The sequence below is a fragment of the Paenibacillus plantarum genome (assembly GCF_013141695.1).
Taxonomy (GTDB): Bacteria; Bacillota; Bacilli; order Paenibacillales; family NBRC-103111; genus Paenibacillus_E; species Paenibacillus_E plantarum.
The window spans coordinates 227,297-249,689 of the sequence record NZ_WHNY01000005.1 but is presented as its reverse complement, the minus strand read 5'-3'; the positions used below and the strand labels follow the sequence as shown (position 1 = coordinate 249,689).

The 22,393-nt window shown below is 39.3% G+C and carries 15 protein-coding genes and 1 pseudogene; 4 read left to right on the top strand and 12 right to left on the bottom strand.

Features of this window, described 5'->3' with window-relative positions:
• Positions 1–52: 52 nt before the first annotated feature.
• The 8 genes and pseudogenes from GC096_RS02285 to GC096_RS38565 all read right to left on the bottom strand — a co-directional run bounded on the left by GC096_RS02285 (position 53) and on the right by GC096_RS38565 (position 12,186).
• Positions 53–3,133, bottom strand: coding sequence for an Ig-like domain-containing protein (locus GC096_RS02285; protein WP_171628684.1), 3,081 nt, complete (start codon positions 3,131–3,133; stop codon positions 53–55).
• 44 nt (positions 3,134–3,177) lie between these two features.
• Entirely contained in the window at positions 3,178–4,056 is an 879-nt protein-coding gene (locus GC096_RS02280) for a carbohydrate ABC transporter permease (protein WP_171628683.1), read from the bottom strand.
• A gap of 13 nt (positions 4,057–4,069) precedes the next feature.
• Positions 4,070–5,026 (bottom strand): ABC transporter permease, encoded by a 957-nt coding sequence (locus GC096_RS02275; RefSeq protein ID WP_246302522.1) that lies wholly within the window; start codon positions 5,024–5,026, stop codon positions 4,070–4,072.
• A 29-nt stretch (positions 5,027–5,055) separates the two neighbouring features.
• A complete protein-coding gene (locus tag GC096_RS02270) occupies positions 5,056–6,675 on the bottom strand; it encodes a DUF3502 domain-containing protein (RefSeq protein WP_171628682.1) in 1,620 nt (539 codons plus the stop codon).
• A gap of 349 nt (positions 6,676–7,024) precedes the next feature.
• Positions 7,025–9,214 (bottom strand): helix-turn-helix domain-containing protein, encoded by a 2,190-nt coding sequence (locus GC096_RS02265; RefSeq protein ID WP_171628681.1) that lies wholly within the window; start codon positions 9,212–9,214, stop codon positions 7,025–7,027.
• A 1,018-nt stretch (positions 9,215–10,232) separates the two neighbouring features.
• Positions 10,233–10,378: pseudogene (locus GC096_RS39640) on the bottom strand (GMP synthase (glutamine-hydrolyzing)); the annotation flags it as partial.
• A 157-nt stretch (positions 10,379–10,535) separates the two neighbouring features.
• Positions 10,536–11,594: a DUF6119 family protein gene (locus GC096_RS02255; RefSeq protein WP_246302521.1), complete on the bottom strand. Its 1,059-nt coding sequence runs from the start codon at positions 11,592–11,594 to the stop codon at positions 10,536–10,538.
• Positions 11,545–12,186, bottom strand: a complete 642-nt coding sequence (locus GC096_RS38565; RefSeq protein ID WP_246302520.1) for a hypothetical protein — start codon at positions 12,184–12,186, stop codon at positions 11,545–11,547. The genes GC096_RS02255 and GC096_RS38565 overlap by 50 nt, the downstream gene beginning before the upstream one ends.
• A gap of 354 nt (positions 12,187–12,540) precedes the next feature.
• Between GC096_RS38565 and GC096_RS02250 the strand changes: the two genes are divergently transcribed.
• Complete coding sequence (locus tag GC096_RS02250; protein WP_171628680.1) at positions 12,541–13,359, top strand: hypothetical protein; 819 nt, start codon at positions 12,541–12,543, stop codon at positions 13,357–13,359.
• Positions 13,360–13,443: 84 nt separating this feature from the next.
• Here GC096_RS02250 and GC096_RS02245 read toward each other — a convergent pair whose 3' ends face one another.
• Positions 13,444–14,478, bottom strand: a complete 1,035-nt coding sequence (locus GC096_RS02245; RefSeq protein WP_171628679.1) for a hypothetical protein — start codon at positions 14,476–14,478, stop codon at positions 13,444–13,446.
• 494 nt (positions 14,479–14,972) lie between these two features.
• Here GC096_RS02245 and GC096_RS02240 point away from each other — a divergent pair, with 494 nt between their 5' ends.
• Positions 14,973–16,568, top strand: a complete 1,596-nt coding sequence (locus tag GC096_RS02240; protein ID WP_171628678.1) for a hypothetical protein — start codon at positions 14,973–14,975, stop codon at positions 16,566–16,568.
• 161 nt (positions 16,569–16,729) lie between these two features.
• On the opposite strand, the gene GC096_RS02235 is transcribed toward GC096_RS02240, so the two are convergent.
• A complete protein-coding gene (locus GC096_RS02235) occupies positions 16,730–17,227 on the bottom strand; it encodes an ATP-binding protein (RefSeq protein WP_171628677.1) in 498 nt (165 codons plus the stop codon).
• Positions 17,228–17,405: 178 nt separating this feature from the next.
• Between GC096_RS02235 and GC096_RS02230 the strand changes: the two genes are divergently transcribed.
• Positions 17,406–18,146 (top strand): STM1630 family protein, encoded by a 741-nt coding sequence (locus GC096_RS02230; protein ID WP_171628676.1) that lies wholly within the window; start codon positions 17,406–17,408, stop codon positions 18,144–18,146.
• Positions 18,147–18,728: 582 nt separating this feature from the next.
• Here the strand turns inward: GC096_RS02230 and GC096_RS02225 are convergent.
• Positions 18,729–20,276 carry a glycosyl hydrolase family 28 protein gene (locus GC096_RS02225; protein WP_171628675.1) on the bottom strand — a complete coding sequence of 516 codons (1,548 nt, stop codon included), beginning with the start codon at positions 20,274–20,276 and terminating at the stop codon, positions 18,729–18,731.
• 86 nt (positions 20,277–20,362) lie between these two features.
• Positions 20,363–20,737 (bottom strand): response regulator, encoded by a 375-nt coding sequence (locus GC096_RS02220; RefSeq protein WP_171628674.1) that lies wholly within the window; start codon positions 20,735–20,737, stop codon positions 20,363–20,365.
• Positions 20,738–21,026: 289 nt separating this feature from the next.
• Here GC096_RS02220 and GC096_RS02215 point away from each other — a divergent pair, with 289 nt between their 5' ends.
• On the top strand, positions 21,027–21,893 hold the full coding sequence (locus tag GC096_RS02215) for an AraC family transcriptional regulator (RefSeq protein ID WP_171628673.1): 867 nt from the start codon (positions 21,027–21,029) through the stop codon (positions 21,891–21,893).
• Positions 21,894–22,393 lie beyond the last annotated feature (500 nt).

The following is a 22,393-nucleotide window of genomic DNA, read 5'->3' as shown; positions in this document are numbered from 1 at the left end:
TGAATCCAGCAAGAGTCGCTCACAGCGCCCCTTGCCGGATTTCATGATCTGCTTATGGTGCCAACGTCACGACGGCTTCCGATTTCGGAGCGAGCGTATACGCATGGTTATAGCCGCTGCCGAGCAAGCTGAGATACACGGACTTCGCCTCTCCACTGCCAAGTAGGAGCGGATTAATCGAGATTGCAGCGGAGCTCTGTCCTGCCGGTATCGTAATGGAATCGGTTATCGTTGTGTAGTCTGTGCCGTTCATGGCAGAGCCCCGGATCTGGTAATGGAGCGTGAGCGCTGCAGTCGTGCTGCCAGTCCGGCTAACTGTGAATTCTCCAGTATCTAAGAGAGTGCTGCCGGCATACGGGTCAGTCGCTTCAATCGAGACAACGTTCGGATCGTTCTCCTCGAACGTAATATTTGTCGTATAAGGCATTGAGGTGTTGACCTTACCCGTCGTAAATTTGTTCGTTTCCGTTACCGTCTGGCCGTTGATTTTGAGATTATAGAAATGAATGTCTTCGGTCTTGGCGTCATTGTTATAACCGTATAACCACAGCTTCTGCGGTGTCGGATAATCAGAAATTCGTGCCACTTCTGTATTCTGAAAGTACATATCATGCAGAGGCCCGACTACAATCGGAGGCGTGGCTGACTGGGCTGAATCCTTGATTCCAAAAAATTCATTCCCCGTTTTATAGCTGATCTCCTCAACCCGATACCCTTTAAAATAAACGTCATAGATATCGCCAGCGTTCTTTGAAGGCCACGAATAGATCGACACAGCTCGATCCGCGTACGGGACATCGACACTATCGAAAGCGATATTGCGGATATAGCCTCCATATGGATCAATCACCTTGATCGGACTGCCCGTCGACCCATTGATGATGATCGTATTGCGGACCGTCAACCCGTCGTTCGGCAACTCCCTGCCGATAGAATTCGAGAAGTTGATCCCATCATCTTCGCCAACGATGAGGCTGTTCTCGACCAAGACATTGGATGAACCTCCCTGGAAGTTGTAGCCCTCTGTTCGATCACGGCCGTTACCAACAGGGTCAAAGTGCGTTCTGGCGGCCAAAATTGCTTTAACATTCCGAATCGTCGTGTCGCTTCCTCGGATGGAGGCCGGAAGACCCGAGAACTCGGTGATTGTAATTCCTTCGATGGTTACGTCATCGGACAGCGCCTCAGCTTTCGACTCGTTGATACCGTTGATGGCGGCCGTTCTGAAATAGAGGCCATCTGATCGCGCATGATTATTGCCGAAAAGCGTGCCTCGGCCGTAGATCTTGACATCGCTTTTCCCGCCTACCGCAAAAAATCCCGTAAACTGAATCTTCCCATCCACAATCGGAAGCGCATCTGTGTCGAGGAACAGATAAGCACCGCCAGCCAAATAAATTCTCGCATGGTCAGGGACGTAAACCGTCTTCCTCCAGTTATACACACCCGGAGGGAAATAGAGTATTTTGCTGTCAGCCGTCGCCAAAGTCAGGGCAGACGAGACCGCATCGGCGACAGGTACAACCCCCGTGTTGTCGATGCCGTAGTCAAGCACGTTTACCACGTCTGCGTCCCCAAGCTGCGGTGTATCCCCATCCTCCAACGGATCCGCGATCAGATACAACTTATCTCGGATCCTATCGATTACATCTGCATCGTTCGCCGCCTTGGCGGACGCTGCGTCGGCGTATGGAGCATCGTAGTGATACGATTTATCTTTTTGCAGCAGCAACTGCATCGGACGATCAATCGAGAAGCTGATATCACGACCGCTTTGCGTCGTCGCGATTTCGTAGCTCTCTGGGCTGAGCGTCCAGTCGTCGTCAAAATCCGAAGCGTCCGCTACCGTCACCGTAATATCAGCCGTGCCTGAGAAAGCGAAGTGCGCATAACCGCCCTCGACTGTCTTCTGCACAATGACCGGCTGACCATTCACCTTGACTGTGTAGTTGTCAGCCGGCTGCACGAAACCTGGCACCAAATATTGAAGCAGTACGTCGCTAGTACCCGACATCGGGGAGGTAACGGCAACGAACGTGGAAGCCGTGTAAACGGCATTCGAAACGCTCGTCGCAGTGATCGTTGCAATGCCGACATCAACTGCGGTTACGACGCCATTTGCAACAGTGGCGACGCTGCTATCGCTCGTCGACCAAACAACATCCTGATCCGCACGGGCCGGCTTCGCTGTTGCCGTCAACGAGTCCGTGGAACCTACCATGATGGAGGTTGTTCCCTTGTTCAGATGAACACCACCTACGGGTGGATGAAGCGCTTCTACCGTGACTGTGTAGGAGGCAAAATAAGAAGAGTCGACGCTGCTGGTCGCCGTTATCGTCGCAATCCCTGGTGATACGCCAGAAATGACGCCGCCGCTGACTGTCGCAACGCTGCTATTGCTTGTCGACCAAATCACGGACTGACTCGCTGTACTTGGAGCAACCGTTGCGAAGAGCGTGTCCGTGCTGCCTTCTATGACCGTCCCTTCAGTCTTGTTCAGAGATACCGTCAACGGCAACTCATCAAGAATCGAAATATCGTCAATGTATACGGTCCCCGATCTGCCATCGTTGGTATCGTCTCCGATGCGAAGCACAGTGAAGTTCGTCACCAGCGAAGTCGACGCTACCTGAGTACCATCGATATACAGCAAGCACGAGGTGCCTGAACGCATATCCCATACAAACTGATGCCACCCCGTTGTCCTAGGCACGGACGATTCCGCCCATGCGTTGCCGCCAAGCTTGTAGGCGTAGTTCAACGTACTGGTCTGCGTCCGAACGCCGAGATAAGCTTTTTCTTGTACAACCGTTTCCGCTTGCATGCTGTTATCCGCCGCATTGTCGTAGAACCATACGGAAAGGACTTTATTCGTCCACGCGGACGTCCAGGTTTTCTTAATTTCGTCGCGTTCCTCATTAAGGATATAGCTGTTGCTGCCTTCATGCCTTTGCACTGTACTTACACTCGGGGTGCCATACACGGTCGTCCATTCACTAAACCCATTTTCAAATCCGTCGCTCCAGAGCGGTACAGCTGCAGAAGCCGATGGTATTAATGGAAGAACTGGCAACAGAAGAGACAAGATGAAGAAGATCGTACAGATTCTTTTCCAGACAACGCTAATTTTCAAAGGAATACCTCCCATGACGATAGATGGACAGACATGTTAAGCATTTACTCTTTAAGCGCGCCGATCATCGCGCCTTTAACGAAGTACTTTTGAAGGATTGGATAGAAGCACATAATGGGAATAATCGATACCATAATAATGCAGTATTTCAATTGGGTAGCCAGTTCTTCCCGCTGTGAGAAACTGCTGTATTCCGAAGTGATATCGACGTTGTTCTGAATGAGCACTTCCATCAGGTAGATTTGTAACGGCTGAAGATTTTTATCAATCAGATAAATCATGGCATTGAAGTAGTTGTTCCAATAGCCGACTGATGAGAAAATCGCTACAACGCTAATAATGGGCAGCGACAACGGAACCACAATTCGCATCAATATTTTAATGTCGGTAGCCCCATCGATTTTGGCGGCCTCCGTAAGACTATCCGGGATGGACGTTTGGAAAAAGACGCGCGCCATGATCACGTTCATCGCACCCATTGCGCCGGGAAGCACGATCGCCCAGCGGGTGTTGTAGAGCCCTAACTTTTGAATCAACAGAAAGTTTGTAATTAGCCCGCCGTTAAAAAACATCGTAACGGCCAGCAAAATCATAAAAATGCCACGGGCGGAAAAGTCTTTTCTCGATAGCGGGTAAGCGAAAGTAAGCGTCAAAAAGATATTCAGTGCCGTGCCGACGACCGTATACCAAATTGTGTTATAATAACTCACCCAGATACGAGAATTTTCAAAGATTAAACCGTACGCCTCGAGCGAAAAACCTTTCGGCCATAACCATACCTTCAACTCGATGACGGCCTTTGGATCGCTGAGCGACATGCTGGCGACATAAATAAATGGATACGCCGTCACAAGCGCCAGGATACACAATACCAGGATAATGACGCCTTCCACCCATCCAATTCGGCTTGCATTTCGTGACATACGTGATGCTCCTTTACCACAGTGATACATTATTGACTCGTTTGCTGATATAGTTGATGAGGATTAAAATCAGGAAACTTGCGACCGAGTTGAACAAACCAACGGCTACACCGAAGCTGTAATCGGCTCCGAGCAGACCGCGCCGATACACATATGTAGAGATGACATCCGCCGTCTCATATGTCCCCGGATTATAAAGCAGAATGATTTTCTCATAACCGACGCTGAGCAGCTTCCCCATGTTCAAAATTAGCAGCGTCACGATCGTCGGCATAATAGAAGGCAGCGTAATGCTGGTCATCTTCTTCCAACGTCCTGCGCCTTCCATATCGGCCGCTTCGTAAAGGTGAACGTCGACCGCCGTCAAAGCGGCCAAATAAATGATAGAGTTCCAACCGAAGCTGGCCCAAACATTCGATATGACATAAATGGTACGGAACCAGCCCTGATCTCCCAGCAGATTCGTCTCACTTCCCGTCAACGCATGGATGAGGCGTGTAATAATGCCATCCGTAGGCGACAGGAAATTGACAATCAATCCCGCGATAATCACTGTCGATATAAAATGCGGAAAGTAACTGACCGTCTGCACGAACCGCTTGAAATACTGCCGCCTAAGCTCATGCAAGAGCAAAGCAAAAACAATTGGAATCGGGAACCCCCACAACAGGTCGTAAAGGTGCAGGAGGATCGTATTTTTAAGTAAACGGAAAAAATAAATAGAATTAAAAAACTCATTAAACCATTTCAAACCGACCCATTCACCGCCGAAGAATGAATCTCCTGGGGAGAAGTCCTTAAATGCCAGAACTAAACCGGCCAACGGGATATAATCAAAAATCAGCAAATAAATCGTTCCTGGGAGCAGCAAAGCATACAGATATTTGTTTTTCGAGAAGTGCGTCACCCATTTTGCTGTTTTCGTTTGGCCATGTTTGGCTTGCGCGCCTGTAATCGCATCCATTTTCATAAAGCGCTCCTTCCAAAGGCCGCATGTAATTAGTTTTGCTTCCACCGATCGTATTGCTGCTGCTTGATTTTCACAACGTCATCGATTCCCATTGCTTTCAGTTTCTCCACAAACTTATCGTAATTCGAAAGCGGTTCCGCCCCCATGATGAATTTCACTTGCATTTCATTGCTATACGTCATGATATCCGCCATTTTTGAGGTAATCGCATTCGACTCAGCTGACGTGCTGATGACTGGCGGGAACACAAACTTATAAAACGGCTTCGTATTTTGCACCAGTTTGATCGAATCCGACGTAGACAGTGCTGCTTGGAATTGATCTTTCGCTTCCTTCATGACTATCTTTGGAAGTCGTGATGCACCTAATGCCGCCAAAGCAACGGATGGGTTAGGATACTTTTCGTTTTTGAGAATCGTTCCGTTCAACACGGGCTTGCCGTTCACGAGCGAGTAGTTCGTGCCTTCGACGCCGAAGTTGAAGAGTTGCTTGCCTTCATCGCTAGCAAAGATGTAATCCAGCCACTCAATCGCCAGTTTCGGATTTTTAGCTTCCTTTGTTATTGAGAATTTGTTGTCCTTCACTGGATAATCGACTTCATAGGCCTGATCGCCTTCCGGGCCTTTCGGCGGCATCGCCAGCACCCAGTTGGCGCCGGGATAGCTGCCTTGCATCGACTTGTTGTTCTCATCGTTGCGGTTTGCCCATCCACTTGTCGCTCCCCCGATATTGCTGACTACATACGCTTTCGCCTTGTCATAGTGGGCAGTCATCATGCCTTGATCGATCAAACCTTCCTTCCACCACTTATTCATTTCAGTTAAAAATTGCTTTGCCTTCGGAGATGTCCACGAGTATTCGACTTTCCCTTTGGCATCTACGGAGAACCATTGACTTCGAGGTGCCATGCCATAAGCTTGAGTGAAGTACCCGATCGCATCAATGCCGCCTGCAACGAATGGTACCTCGTCGTCTTTACCGTTACCGTTAGGGTCCTTTTCCTTAAATGCTTTCAGCACAGTATGCCAATCATCGATCGTCTTCGGTTCGGAAAGACCCAGTTTCTGGACCCAGTCCTGACGGTACGCCAGCCCAAGCACATTATAATCATTGGCGTAGAAGTCTACGCTTCCCGGCAGATAGGTAATCGAACCATCAGGCGCTGTCAACGCTTTGCGAACGTCCGGATTGTCGTTTAGAAACTTTTTCAAATGAGGGGCGTACTGGTCAATTAAATCATTCAACTTCAAAATCACTTTGTTCTCACTTAATTGGAGAGGATCCGCGTCCTTCGGCAGCATGATAATGTCTGGTAAGTTGGAAGCCGCAGCGATACGTGTTCTCATCACCGTGTCATAGTCCGTTTTGTTGACTTCCCATTTCAATTTTACACCTGTACGTTGCTCGATCTGCTGCAAAACTGGATAGTTGCCCGTAGTAAACGATAAGTCAGGCACCTCATTATCCAGTGTCGCGATACGAAGCGTCTCTCCCGAATCCGTTAGAGGCAGCTTCCATTCTGACGCACCTGTTGAAGGTTGTGCCGATGTGACTACCTTCTTCTCTTTGTTGTCGCTGCTGCATCCGGACATAACGATACTCAGTACGACACAGCTGCTAAGCAAACTTAGTGACGATTTTTTAACCATTACTTTTACCCTCCCTTGAATGACTAGCTTCCCTCTCCTTAATTAAAGGACATAAGGGCATTCTTGCATTTGCTACCTGAAATCCAGTTAAGATAGCGCTTGCATAATCTAACTTAAAGTTTCTTTCGACAAATCACAACGATCATTATTTGTGTTTAGGATCATTTTTGAAAAAGAGCTGCAATCAAATTCGAATGCAAGCCATCGTTTTTTGCTGGCAGGCAAGGATCACTTTTTTCAGGAGCGTTCATATTTTTCAAAACGAATAAAATCAAAGCCTGTAGAGGTCGCAAGGCGATCTTTACAGGCTTTGATTAATGAGGGGTCTTTGCAACGCAAGGAAAGTAAACTACTGTGACTCGTCCGACATGTCTCTGAATTCGCTCGGATTCACACCTTCTACTTTTTTAAATGCTCTTCTGAACGTCAACGTGTTCTCATACCCCACTTTTTTGCCAAGCTCCTCCAGCGTAAGCTCGTTTGCTGCCATGAATGATTTGGCGGTAGTAATTCTTTTCTTCGTAAGATAATCGACGAAGGTCATGCCAGTCAATTCCTTGAATAACTTGCTCATCTGGGACGCGGACATACCGAAATGCTCGGCCAACGCATTTAACGAAAATTCACTGAAGCAATAATGAAGGTCTATATAATCAAGAATATCTTGATGTGCCTTAGCCGACTCCAGCTTTCTTCTCTCTTTAAACATCGTACAGATCTCTTTGTACAGCTGATAGACGTAGGCTTTGATTTCGTTGACTGTACTTATTACTGGGAATTGTCCTTCGTCATTCAGCACCATTTTCCCCATCCCTTGACTCTCCGGCACCTTTAATGCCGTCGAGATGAGATCGTATAATAGACATTGGGCTGGCAAGGCGCCGAAAGACGGATGTTCAAAATTAGCTCGGAGCAGTTGGTCGAGAATGGGCTCGACTTTATCAAAGTCGCCCATTCGAAGACGATGCTGGAGTTCTTGTTGCTTTTCAGCCGGGAACCAATAGCGGAGTTCGTTATTGCTGGAAATGTCGTTAAATGAAAGCACGGCTTCCGAATTATCCGACGTGACTAGTGTGTGGTTAATAACGATTACAGCTTCCCTATAAGAAGCGCTTATTCCTTCAAGCCCGCTATACGGACTCCCGATTCCTGTAACAATTCCAGCCCAAGATTCATTCGCGAACACTTTTTTCTTAATTTCCTTTAATGCGTTCCTCATCTCGTCCCCATTGTCGGTATTCACGACAACAGCAAACCGGCCGTTTTCCAACTCGATAATATAGAGTTCTTCCCCTTCTGCAGCTGTCCATTGTGAAATTTTTTGCCGCAGGTTCGTCGTATCCGCCTGAGCGTTCGGCAAATAAATAACAGCTACTGTCCAGTTATTGTTCCGGTTTCCAATGTGCATCATTCGCATCGTGTACTCGATTTGGTCAGAGCTTAACGTGTTATAAAGCAGTTTGATGAACAAAGAATAGACCGCCATCGGCAAATAATCGTTCACTTTGCTCTCCAACTCTTGGCGAGTCAACTTCATTTGATCGAACGTCGACTTAATGACATCGTACTCATAGTAGGATTTGGCAGTACCTTTACCATCTTTTCTTTGACCGCTAATTAGCTCTCCCTGAACGTTGTCAATTAATCTTCGTATTGGACGATAATTGTTAAACGCCATGAAGTAGGAGGCTATGATGCCGGAAACGAGAATCAATGCGATCAAAATCCACGTTGCATAATTAAAATAATTCACTTTATCCAGCACGACGGCTTTAGGCACAACTGTAATGTAATACCAATCATTAAACTTGGATGGAGCGTAAAATGCGTAGGAAGCGCTTCCATCGTCCATCGTGAGCTGCTCCACAACGACTTTCTTATCTGTCTTGTATTCCAATTTTCTCTGAATGCTTTCCTGCATGTTCTGGCCAGTAAGGAAAGAATCAGGCCCGTTCATAATGTAAATCGAGGAACCTGGCAGCTGAAACGTATTGTTAAGCTGTTCTTTAATACGGCTTTCTTTGATGCCGATTAAGATGGTTGCTCTCGGGGTTTGATCCAGTAATGTCGGAATCGTTTTGACGTAACTTACCACATTATCTATCCGTTCGTAGCTGCTCAAACGCCGCGCACTTAAAATTTGACCGCTCGTATATTGCGAAACGGACTTCTCCCATTCAGCCACAGTCATGTTCGCATACGCATAATCTTTCGTAAAAAACCAATCGAAAGAGTCCAAACCCTTCGAGGTCAGCACTTGCTTTTTCGTATTAAAAATAATAGCGATCCGCTCTATCATCGTATTAATCGACTGGTAGTTTTGTAAGTAGGTTGCATAGTCGGCCAGTTGCTCTTGCGTGACACGACTATAATCGATGTTGCTTCCTTCCATGGCAGCGATTCGCTGTACCCAAGGCGATTCGGATAACGTCTGGGTCATCGCATTCATGCCCTGAAAGCTGTTATCCATCGAATCAATGACCTGCTTCAGCGTGCTGATGTAAAATTTTTCCGTCTGCTCCTTGATAACTGTACTCATCCACCAATAGCCCCACGTTCCAAGCAGCAACAAAGGTAGAATTAAAATTATGAGATATGAAACTAAAAACTTATTTTTTACGGACCTTTTTCGCTCCATTATTCTCATCGCTTTAGTCCTTTCATCCAGTAGTACCATGCCTGTGTTCATTGTAGCATAGAAGAAGTCGTCATATGCATTAAATAAGGTCCAGAGTCTTTATAAAGTCTTTATATTCAGTTCACATAAAATCTCAATGATTACCCTATAAACATATTTCCAACATCAACATATTTTCTTTATTATTCAAAAGGTGAATACCTTCCCATTGTAAGAAAAACACAGTATTAGCAAGAGATCTTTCTTCGTCGTTTAAAATATTGTCAAATATACAGTATAGTGTATTCTTCCAGTATTTTATTATAATTCCCAAATAAGGTATTATTTTGAAGTCGTATTTGCGGCGGCGGCTGTGAAGAGAGAATAGATGAGCTCCTTAATAATAATTGGATAGGGGCGCCAAACCAATTCAACTACTACTAAATAAAATATGCGCTCACCCAATAGAGTGAACGCAACTGCTGACTAATAAGGACAATTTCTTACTGTATAATCTCGCCACCAACGGAACGTATTGTATACTTCAAAACTATGTTTGTTACTTCAAAACTTTATTTGTTACTTCAGAACTTTATTTGTCACTTCAAAACTTTATTGTCTACTTCAAAACTTATTTGTCACCCGACAGGTGTGTTGGATGACAAATTGGTTTTGAAATGTAAAAAGTCAGCAAACACAAGAGTTTGCTGACCTTTTCGTGAAAATCATAATGACAAATAAAGTTTTGAAATAGATTTCGGCCTAAATTGTTTAAATTACAAATTAGTTTTGAAAAACTACTTACAAATTGATGGAAGTCTGACGACTTGTCACTTTACGAACTTCCAAAATCTCAGTTACATTATCAAACCGATCCCTCTTATTAATGATTCGGAAGCGTTAAATCTTAAATCCCAAAGCACAAATCTACAGACCCAGCCTATTCCAACTCGATTATAGCAGGCGGTTTGGACTTAATGTCGTTCACGATATGAACCGGGATTTTCTCCAGCACATCCGATGGAAACGCGCCCAGTCGGCAGTCATACCGTCGATGGAAGTAACCGCGCGGTTACCTACGGTGTGCTTCAAGTGATTAAATTACTATTCAATTATTACGGTATTTTTGTATATATCAATTGTAGCGGTAAACCGAGTGTTTTCAACTAGATGCAGCCTAAAGAACACTTTTGCAATATAAGTTATTAAGTTCTTCTACACACTTTCAGATTCTATGATTTGATTACGTTCTAAGATCTTTTGCAGTAATTATTTGTGGAATGTAGCCTAATGTTCTTACTTTAATTAACCATTCGATTATTTCAATTTGGAAGTATATTGATTTGTTATTAAGAAAATTTATTGACCCGTCTTCACATATAACACTTGGTGAACTTAATACAAACAGCATCGAAATTATCCTAACCTTATCGATACCATGGACTTCTAACGCATCACTTTGTGTATTAAATATTTCAGCGCTATGAATCGACTGTTGAATGCAATACCGCAAATCGGCTGTATCCCCTATTTTCACATGTATTAACATTTTCTCTTCTTCTTCGAATAGGTCTGCAAATTCTACACTTTTATAATACTGTTGCCCTTTTTTCCTATCCAATAAGAAATAGTTGAATTTATTGTGCAAAAAAATATTGAAAGGATATTCTGCATAAGTTACTTGGTCATACGCATCTTTATCAGAAGCCTGAATCTTTCTTCCTTCTTCAAGAACAAGATTATTAAGATGGTATTCTTCGTTGTAGATTGCAACTTCATTCACCTTAAGAATTTCACGTTTAATAAATTCTATATAAGATTTATTAAATATAGCCCATTTACCTTTGAATAGACAATAATTTTTACTACGATAGTAAGTGCTAAAATCTAATACCCTAACAAGATTAACCTGCTTATCTTTATGGGATTTTGGTCTTATTGAAACTTTAGATATATCTTCACATTCTATCTCAATAAGTTTATTAGCGATTGACTCTATAGTGTAATTTTCAAGTGTATAGCTTTTAGAATATACAATTTCCACTTCATCATCTTTAGTGGGTTCAATTAATATGTCGCCATCATCTTCTATGAAGTAAGCAAGCGAAACTTTTGAATCGTTTGCCTTTACAGACACAAGTAATTCTTTGTTCAAATCTGCTAACACAGGTTGATTATCTTCATTATTTTTTATAAAGTACATTCTCGGCAATTTACCAGACTTTTCTTCGTGTAACGAAATGTAATGTAGTTCATGTACAATCTCTAAAATATCCCCTGGCCTGGTATGCGCTGGCTTCAAACTTTACAGATGACCCAAACTTCATCTTATCGTCATACTTGTATAAAAGAAAATTAGAATATTTTGCATCTAACGTTATATTGCTAATCAAAAACTCATGACTTTCACCTATTTCAGATGTAACAAACGAGTTTCTGTTATATTGAGTTAAAGACTTATTTTTTGATTGCTTAAAAAACTTTGCAGCCTTAACCTCAATTGAATCTTCATCATGGATTACCTCTGCAATATCAAATCCAAAGTCCATATCTGATAAACTACTAGCATAACTATGCGCTCTTCCTAGGGATACCGCATAAAGAATATCATCCAGTTGAATAATAATCATGCCGAAAGTAGATTCAACAGTTTTTGTTCTATTTGAGCCATCTCCAAAAAAAGCACCCCAATAATTTATCCATTCAATCTCCACTTCTTCTGAATCTGTCTTAAAGAAAAAATCAGTTGTAATTTGAGCAACTACTTCTTGGTCACTAACAAGTTTGCGACTAATATATATTTGCGGTTGGCCAATTCTACGCATATCCTTCTCTTGTAAAAACTCTATGTAATTTTCTCTGCTAGTTACAATTTTACAAATATTAAATTCCACAAGATCACCCAATCCCCTTATCTATTTGTATGGGATGAATAAAACAATATCAATTTACCCATTTTGGATTTATAGCATAATTATACCATCCACGTGTTGATTACAGGTGGTTTTTGTCGAAATTAAAAGCACAAGATTATAAATTCCTGTACTTTTTCTCAGTAGTGCAGCTATCCTCAATTCTCCAAAACAGAATAAAATGTATTTTTTAGGTTACCTGTTTTCATATCAATACAAACTATATGGTGCGTATTATTAAAGGATAAATAATTTAAATAGCGAATTTCCAAGAAGCAGCCTTGTACAATTTTCAATCCGAACAATCACTTTAAATCATTTTTGAAGGAGATTAATATGACAAGAATGAAGAAGAATAGAAAAGCTAAACAAAAAAAGTTTTTGGATGGACGAATTCATAAAGGCAATTTTCTAGGAGCTGTGGTTGACAATATAAACAATCAAATTCGTGTATATTCAAATGACATGCTCCAAAAGAGAATACAAAGAGATTCTTTTGTAATTGGAAAATCATTCGATAAACTATGCGGTGATGAATTGGTACAGATGGGGGAATTGTTTAGCAAGACTACATATCTAATAAGTAACGGCTTTTTTAGAGCAAGCCACGATGAAGACAGAGTGAAAGAAACATGCAGTAAATTATTAATGAATGCCATAAGTACAATTCAGGCATCAGTCGAATTATTACGTATTGGGTACACATTGCAACCATGTATGCTGCTTAGATCGGCCATTGAAACCATAAGTACAATAGCTTATTTCATGATGGAATCGAACGGTTATCAGGTTTACCTAGATGGAAAACTTGATGTAAACAAAACTATTAAATACGGTAAGCAATTAATACCTAATTTAGGGCAATTGCAGGGATTATTAAGTAATCATTTTGTACATATTAGCTCATTGCATTCAGATCTAAATGGGATTACAAAGCATACAGAAATCACACCACCACTAACAATAAATCTAAACATGATAAAAATTTGTATATGGTGTTTGTTTGTAACAAGCGAACTTGCTTTTTATGATTACTTTGATACACATAAATATTGGACTAAAATCAGTGATAATGAGTATAAGTTTGAACATAACGAGGAAGACAGAGAATGGATTAGTCAGTTTTTCAAAGATGAGGACAGTTTGTCGATGTAACACACAAGCATGTTACGAATGTTATGTTAAGATTGTACAGTCAATGCGGCAAAAAGGTGTTAATGGATAAAGGATATATACTAATTACTCTTTTTCATTAAGTGTTTCTATCTTAAGTAATAACTCTTGCTCTAATCTTCCTGCTAATTTATTAAGTCTACGCAACTCAAAATCTTTATCAATTACTTTTTTCCGATTGGCTTTTTGTACTTGTTCGGCATAGCCATATAGTTCATGAATATCTTTATCTTTCCAACCTGAACTGTAAAAAATCATGGTTGAGTATTTTGGCACCTTTGTTCCCTCTCCTAGATAATGTTCATCTATGATCAGCAATGAATCGAATAATAACTTGATTCCTTTATCGAAAGTAATAAACAAAGGAACTTCTTGATAATCAGTTAGTTCTGCAAGTTGAGATGCTTGGGTAGGCATAATCATATCTATTGAAGCCGCATATAATTTATTTAAAATCTCTTTAATGCCTAAATTGGGTTTAACCCCTTTCAAAATTGAAGGTTCATTCCCTAAATAATGAATGACAAATGACATGCTTGTCGGAGAAAATACATTTATTTCATCAGCCAAATAATGAAACATTTCTTTGATTTTTATTTTACTTGCCCTACTATCAAATTGTTTGAATAAAAATGCCTTTAACAAAGTAGTATATGTTATCACAGTATGTTCTTTAAACAGTCCGTTTCTTAGTAAAATGGGTGTTTTACTAATGCTAACATCCTCTTCAATTAACTCGTTTTTTGATATAAGGTCACTCCTAAAATCTATATCAAATACTTTTCCTACACATTCTACCATCAACTTATACTTTTCTACGTCAATATTTCCAGTCAATTTTGATCTCGATGCCTCTTCACAAGCCAAGGTATAAACAATTCTTGAGGCTTTATTTTTAATTACGTTTATTACATTTAAAAAATCATTTATTTGATTTGCATAGTACTTGTTAAATTGTTCTCTTTCCGTAATATAGTACCTAGACATTATTGCAAAATTAGTATCTAGGATAAACATAAATTTTCTATCACTATTTTCGGATAATAGCTTATCAATATTACTTATTTTCCCATCAACCCATGCTGATGAAAACACGCTCATTTCTTCAACTCCCCATTACGAAGATACTTTCTTCAAATATTAATATTTAAATAAATTCTCAGCAAAATGTGTTTGGTTTCGCTTCTTTTTGTTCAGTCATCGATAAATTCAAATGCATTTAACTCTCAGTTAAGCTTGGTTTAGCACTCATCTTCTCAATTATTTTACCATGAATTGTAATTTTTCGATGTCATTAGATTAAGATAGTTTGCTGAGAGCTGTTCCGTAGGAACTAACATCAAGATTCTTTTCATTGGCTCTTGAAGAACTTGATGTCATAAAATAATATCCCCTTTAAGTAGACATTCTAAAAAAACCTTATGGTACCATAAGGAGGTGAGTGCAACTTGGAGGGGATTTTTCTATGGATAAAAGGGCAAATATTTAATCAGTACACATAGGCATTTAAGTTAACTGCTGTTCAGGAATATCTGAAGAGATCAGCCAGCTATAAAACGGTACATGAAAACTTAGACATAAGAAACTGTACGCAATTGAAAGTATGGGTGAAGAAATGGCTAAACTTCATATTAAGAATAATGGAGAATTTTCTTTCTTTTTTTATTCAAATAAATACTGTAATGTTAATTCTAAAGCTTGTTCAAGAAAGGAACGTTTATAAACAAATGATAAAGCCTGTAGCTTTGGTTGAATTCGAAATGCCACGTATTCTAACAGTGGACTTTTCACTAAAAAGCATAGATAAATTAAGGATCGCTGGTTATTCAGTTAAGGATGCACAGACAGGTTCCCTTGAAAGTCAAAAGGGGTTCTTTTCTATTCCTTGTTCAATTAATGATGTCGATATATTATTAATTCATCTTAGACCGGAAACATTCCATGGGTTAGAACTTAGAAAGAAATCTAAAGAATCAATAGAAGAGTCTCCTTGCTTCAATGCCCTGACAATGGAGGTGTGGAATAAGGGAGGTGTAGTTGTGTTGATCGTTGATGGAGATGTAGATCCATCCGATATGGAATACTTAGGGATAAATAATACAGGTGTATTAAATATTAATAGGCGATATATTCCATCTAGTTTCTTAAAAGTTGCAATCGATGAAATAGGCAAAGAAAAAGCACCTTTGCCAACTTTCCCAGAATATAAAGGCAATCAAATATTGTTGGACGAAAGAAATTCTATATCATCTATCTACAATCGTTATGCTACAAAAGCTGACCAGCGAGTATTTAGTGTGCGAAAAGATATTAAGATTAACGGAGCAGAAATCATACAATCGTGTCAAAACTGGGTTGTAACTGATGATAGAAGTACGGATCGCGGTTGTCTCTGTTTAGAAATAGAAAATTTCAATGGGAAATCTACAAAAGGTAGGATATTATTAGTCCCTCATTTTAATGATAAGACGATAGAATTTATAATTGATCTATTAAATGAGGATATCAAGAAAAATGAACCATATCTATTTTCAAAACCTAATCATGATTGGTTAGAAAAATACTTACCATATCCAGTAAAAATAACTAATCAACATAGAGAAGAATATCTTGAAGAAGCTATAAAGAAAGTTCAGATGTTTGAAGAAGAGTCTAAGAATCAACACGAACATTTTTTTTGGATGGATATACTTTTAACTGGTAAAGACGAGGAATTTGCCGCTTCAGTCTCTGCTGCTCTTAAATTTTTAGGTTTTGATGTAATTGATATGGATAAGACAATTCCTGATGGAGAACGTAAACGTGAGGATTTCCGTATCCATTATGACCAATACTTTGCACTAGTTGAAGTTAAGTCAACTGAAAGAGGTGCAAATGAAAAAATGATTCAAGACCTTCAAACACATATTAATCGATATATGCGTGAATTCAAAACAACTGATGTTCCAGCACTTCTAATCGTGAATCACTCAATTAAACTAGATCCTCAGTATCGTCACGATTTTTATAAGGGCTCAGATATTCATGATCGATTAGCTGATAATTATATTACAGCTATAGATTCTGTGTTTTTACATGATTTATGCCAAGGTGTACTCTCCGGTGTTCATTCATTAGAACAAGGTAGGATGAAATTAATTTGTGAAGGCCCTGTTCTATCTTTGAAGAAAATGTTAAGTACAGCTACTTAGCACCTCCTTAACTCCAATATAAAGGTACTCTCATTCTTGAGCGACTCTTTGTAAAAAAGTCAGTATGCCGCGGCATACTGACTTTTTTAAATATAAACAACAAACATTCGCCCATCCCTATTTTAACTTTACAGGACTGACGAGAAATAACAACTTAATGATTAACTGCTTGCAATTATCATTTGATTCAGTTCAAAAACTTCTCTTCGTCCACTAAACCTACGAATCTCAGGAAGACCTAGTAAAACTATCTTAACCTCTGAAATTCCACTCAAAATATTAATAAAGCTAATAAATTCCTCTGAATATACCTTATGATCTACTAGCACTCTTTGGAAGTCATCTATAATCAATAATTTTGTCCCTTTTGTTTTAAAACCCATGACGACTCTCTCAATAATTTGATTAGTATTAATATGTTTCTGAGAAGGGATATCAAATCTTGATAATAGTTCAGTTCCAAAGGTTTTAAGAGTCGGAGTAAGAGGTAACACTGAATATAATACCCCATGATTGTTTCCATTTTCTTTAATGTATTCTAACGCAGCACTTGTCTTACCAGCTCCAGAATCACCAATTACATAAAGAATATCCTGATCTGAACTTCTAAATAACTCTACTTTTCTAGAAAATTCAGTATAATTCCCTGAGCTAATCATTAGCAATCTCTCTCCTTTCAATTATTATTGCATTACTACTATGCCCAAAAATAAGTAAAATATTCTTTTTTAATAGTTTGTTAGATTCATTGCTTACAAATATAATCAAGATGTCTTTAAGATTTTTATTGAAACAAAAGATAATACTTCGCGTATACAATTATACGGAGGGGACTTAATGGATAGCGAAAATACACAATCAAATAATAGTGAAGATCAAAGAAATAACTCGAAACATATAGGAAGAATACTTGGTGAGATAACAGTAATCTTTGTACCTGTGTTTACTTTCCTGTCTTATTTATTCACTTACAAGTATCAGGAAGGATTCTACTCTTATTACTCAATACCTAATATGTTTATTGAGATTAATATGACTAGCATACTGGAGAACGTTTTTTATGTCGGAATAATCTCAACAATAATTACATTATCAACTTTCTTCTTTATATCAATAAGAAGTGGAGTTATTATCCGCAGCGCCATTATATTGTTAGATAAATTTAAATTCATTTTATTCATTGTATTTCTATTTATTATATTGTTAACTGCCTTTTTCTTAAGAGATGGAGATATCACCTGGGGAACATATGGGATTTATTTTTTTGTAGCAGTTGTTCTTACAATCTTATCTTATTTGGGAAGATGGATATTTCTAAAAATTAATCATGGCATTGATATTGCTACTGAGCATGCTAGAAATAGCAGCACATCATTTTTTGCAATTTTTTTAGCAATTCTAAGTATCCTAATTACTTATTTATGCTTTTTATTTAGCTATTTTGGGCATTTAAACGCATTTCAGGAATCTGTCTATCTAACTTCGACTATTGATTCTAAGAAGATGGTTCTTATAAATACATATAAAGACTCGTATATTTTTGAAGAGGTAGAAAAGTTGGCAGATGGAAAGTATTGATTAATTAACAACATTAAGATTGTTAAACCTGATGATAAAAACCAGTCTATAATTTCGCTACAAAGTGAAGTACTAGGTAAACTGACTAAATAATGAGTTCGTTTCAAGTTCTAATCGATAAACAACATCCATGGTAATTGAATTGCCCCCCTACTCCAGGGGCGGCAATTCAAAGTTTGATACTGTAGTAATAACCATGAATGTGAACGTAGTCATTAGCTGGCGATGGTCTGTTCTTCCGTCTTCTCCACAGCTTTGCCTTGTATGTAATCAGCTACTTTTTGCGCGGCTCCTACGGCTGCTACAATCAAGCGCTTATCATTTTTCAGTACGGACAGCCAATTAGCAAATTCACTTCAGCTTTTTCAAGAGAATCCAGGTATCACTGTTGAACAAGTGGCACATCAATTAGGTATGGAGACCGTTATTTTATTCGAATTTTTAAACGCACCTATGGCGACACACCTAAACAATTTATCAAACATTGAAGACATTTAATCGTTCGATTTCTGAGGTATAAAAAAAGAGATGCATCACCTGCACCTCACACTTTGATTTCTTACCTGCGCTTTCGCATAATTGCTATTCCTTCGTCAGTTCTGCAGAATGGAACATGTAAGCTTCATCATTACGTGAATTGACTAACACATTTTTCATAACAAAACCTTGTACATTATATGCTTTAAGCCCGTACTTACCAATGGCGGTTACATTTTCCAAATAAATATTCTGCAAAGGACTTTCTGGCAAACCTGCTAGAAAAATTGCATTCCCTCCATAAGTATCCAAAACTATGTTTTTAAAAAATATATTTTGAATAACAGGTGTACCTTCATTGACCTCTTCTTTCAAGTCAGGGTCATATTCGTCATGACTGTAAAATTGATCAATATTAATTGCACCTCTGAACCATTTGCAGTCCTCATGATCAAGATCATAATTTATTAGCTTACAATCCTCATAACGGATATTATCGATTCTAGCACCTCTTCCCCTTGGTGCCTTTACAGTAGCAATACTGAATGAATTTTCAAAGGTACAGTCCTTAATAAGAACATTTCTTACGCCGCCCGCCATTTCACTTCCCATTGCAATTCCGAAGCCACATTTAAACGAACAGTTCGTAATCCTTATATTTTCAGATGGGATGCCGACTCTTCTCCCCTCTTCATCACGGCCTGATTTGATAGCTATACAATCATCCTGACTGGCAATCATAGAATTGAAAATATAAACGTCACTTGATGAATCTGGATTCAAGCCATCTCCATTAAAAATGTGTTCATATCTCTTTCCATACTCATCATTTTTGGTGTGTATTTCAATATTGTTGACACTGATATGATTACAGTAAATTAAATGTACACACCACGCGGGAGATTGCCTAACAGTAATATCCTTCATGTATACATGATCGACATTTCTAAGACAAACTGCTCTCCCACGGTAACCCTTCATTTCTCTCATCTCGTTTATAAACAGTGCAGAGCCGTTCGCATCGATCTTTCCTTCGCCATCAATCGTAATATTTTCTAGTCGGCTTTCCTGACAATCTTTTGTATTTACTAAACTAGCGTAACATAATTGCTCTCTGCCTTCCCATCTATATGTCATAACCGGATAATCGGAGGGATTATCACTTCCAAGTAATACACCTTCTTTCTCTACATAAAGGGTCATATTACTCTTCAAAAAAATTGCCCCTGTAACAAATGTCCCCTTAGGAACATACACTTTGCCACCAGGTGCACATGCGTCAATAGCAGCCTGAATTGCTTTTGTATTTATTGTTAAGTTGTCAGCTACTGCCCCAAATGCAGTAATATCAAAAATCTCTGCTTTTGGTTTGGTTGAAATCTTTATCGTAAGACTTGACGGAGATACAATGCCGTTCATGCTGACAGAACATACATAAGCTTCATATTCCTTCGAGGATTCTAAACTTGAAATCGTATAATCCGTACTTGTTGAGATCCCATGAATAGTCCCATTGACAAATACATGATAACAAACGATTTCCAATGAATCTGATGGTTTATCCCAAATAAGCGCTATACTTGTATCTGTTTGAGAGGCTGGTGGTGACTTTAGATTAAGAGGAACAATATCGTATTTATTATTTTTTTCCATAGTAATTCAACCTTTCTTTGATAAGACTAATTGTACTTATCCTTTTTTAATCGTATCTTCGGAGATTGCTAGCTCACCAGAAACGACTACTCCTTCTTTCTTAAAAATCGTTGAAGACACAATTCTAACTCCTCATACTCTATCGGTTTGAATAAATATTCATTCACACCGTATCGCTCCGCGTGCCTTACATATTCAAAATCAGAATATACGCTCATCAGAACTACCTTGCACTCTGCATGCTCTTCTATCAGTTGTACTATCCAGTTTCCCCCGTCCCTATACAGCATGTTTATGTCGATTAGCACTAAATCAACCTGATGACTACTAAGCCAGTCTAGTGCATCTTTAACTTGATCATACTCATTAACAATGGTGAACGGCATACAGGTCTCTTTCATAATATTACGTAATGAATCTCGCACCCATTTCTCATCATCTACTATCAATAGCTTATACAACGATAGTTCCCCTCCTAGTTGAGAAAAAGATGACATCCGCTTCAAAGATGCTTCTTTTGGCAAGATCCCTTAGCATTTCTTGCATTAATCGTCTTTGAAGACCTGATCTAGGCTTAAGGAAACGCAATAGTTTTAAGCTATTATTAATTTCGTTCACATTATCTTTCTCAAAAAGAATACCACAAAATAAAATCTAATTCCCCTCATATAATAGCAATATATTCTCAAATCACGCTTATTTTGCTATTATAATATGACTAGACTGAATGAGATGAATAGGAGCATACACGTGAATATTTCTTCATTGCCCAATACTCTTCGCTTCGGCTCTGATAAAGATCTATTTTGGATTGAATTCGATCGTAGAATAGGCTACTACACGATGGATAACAACCATTATCATAGTCAATATGAAATTTATTACTTGTTTCAAGGAGAGCGCAATTATTTCATTAAAGACTCTACCTATCGAGTCCATTCTGGTGACCTTGTACTTGTTGACTCCAACGCAATACACAAAACTTCTGATATGCTTGCACCTAATCATGAACGTATTGTTCTTAATTTCGCTCCAATGTTTTTTAATGAATTCACACAAACCGAAAAAGAACTGCTCATCTCTCCTTATCAAGATGGAAATCCACATATCAGGCTAAACTTGCAGGAGAAAATGTATGTGGAGACACAGCTTGCATCCCTTCTGAGCGAAATAGTTAACCAACCTCCCGGCTATCAACTGTACATCCGGAACGTGGCAGTCGAGCTTCTGCTATTCACTGCGCGCAACATATTGAAGCGTGAATCCGAAGCGAACGACAAACTCTCACCAATCCAACACAAGGTAACGGGTATTGTCCGGCATATAAATCTGCATTACGGAGATCCTTTGCAGCTAGACAGTATTGCTAAACAATTCTTTATCAGTAAAAGCCATCTAAGCCGTATCTTCAAGTTGCTTACAGGCTTTGGATTCACTGAATATGTAAATATTACTCGGGTTAAAGAAGCAGAGCGCTTACTCAAGGATACAAAATTGAGCGTAACGGTAGTATCCGAACTCTGTGGCTTTGAAAACTTCTCCCACTTCGGCAAGGTATTCAAAAAATTATCTGGCCTCTCCCCGCGTGCTTATCGCAAGCATAAGGGAGTATTATGAAGAAATTTCAAAAATTCAGGGAAAGTAATCTTTAATGTCCAGTGAAAATAAAGTTTTAGACTGAGGTGCCTTACTTAACGCGGTTTCTGAGAATAATAGTCGCCAGACTTCAGAAAATAAGTATTAGACTGACAATAAAAAACAAACAGCGGTGGACCAAGACTAAAAAATAAAGTCTTAGACTACCGCTGTTCTTATTTAACTAACGTTACCCGTTAACGCAAACATCCAGTCTAAAACATTATTTTCCTCGAACATTTGCAACTCTTGGTTTTTTTTCATATATTCATATCGTTTTATATCTGAAATGTATAAAAAGGCAAGCAAAATATCGCTTGCCAATACATCAAATAAAATTCCCTAATAGCTATAGTACTATTTTTTATTAGGTTAAAGCTTTATTCCACGCAGTCTTATAAAACTGGTGCGATTGGTAGAGGTCTATATTGCCGATCTTTAAGCGGCGCAAACTATCCCAACAGTCGATAAATTTCAATATA

Excerpts from the sequence above, each read along its gene's own strand:
- GC096_RS02280 (WP_171628683.1), bottom strand. The coding sequence starts at position 4,056 with ATGTCACGAAATGCAAGCCGAATTGGATGGGTGGAAGGCGTCATTATC.
- GC096_RS02275 (WP_246302522.1), bottom strand. The coding sequence starts at position 5,026 with ATGAAAATGGATGCGATTACAGGCGCGCAAGCCAAACATGGCCAAACG.
- GC096_RS02270 (WP_171628682.1), bottom strand. The coding sequence starts at position 6,675 with ATGGTTAAAAAATCGTCACTAAGTTTGCTTAGCAGCTGTGTCGTACTG.
- GC096_RS02265 (WP_171628681.1), bottom strand. The coding sequence starts at position 9,214 with ATGAGTACAGTTATCAAGGAGCAGACGGAAAAATTTTACATCAGCACG.
- GC096_RS02250 (WP_171628680.1), top strand. The coding sequence starts at position 12,541 with ATGACAAGAATGAAGAAGAATAGAAAAGCTAAACAAAAAAAGTTTTTG.
- GC096_RS02245 (WP_171628679.1), bottom strand. The coding sequence starts at position 14,478 with ATGAGCGTGTTTTCATCAGCATGGGTTGATGGGAAAATAAGTAATATT.
- GC096_RS02235 (WP_171628677.1), bottom strand. The coding sequence starts at position 17,227 with ATGATTAGCTCAGGGAATTATACTGAATTTTCTAGAAAAGTAGAGTTA.
- GC096_RS02230 (WP_171628676.1), top strand. The coding sequence starts at position 17,406 with ATGGATAGCGAAAATACACAATCAAATAATAGTGAAGATCAAAGAAAT.
- GC096_RS02225 (WP_171628675.1), bottom strand. The coding sequence starts at position 20,276 with ATGGAAAAAAATAATAAATACGATATTGTTCCTCTTAATCTAAAGTCA.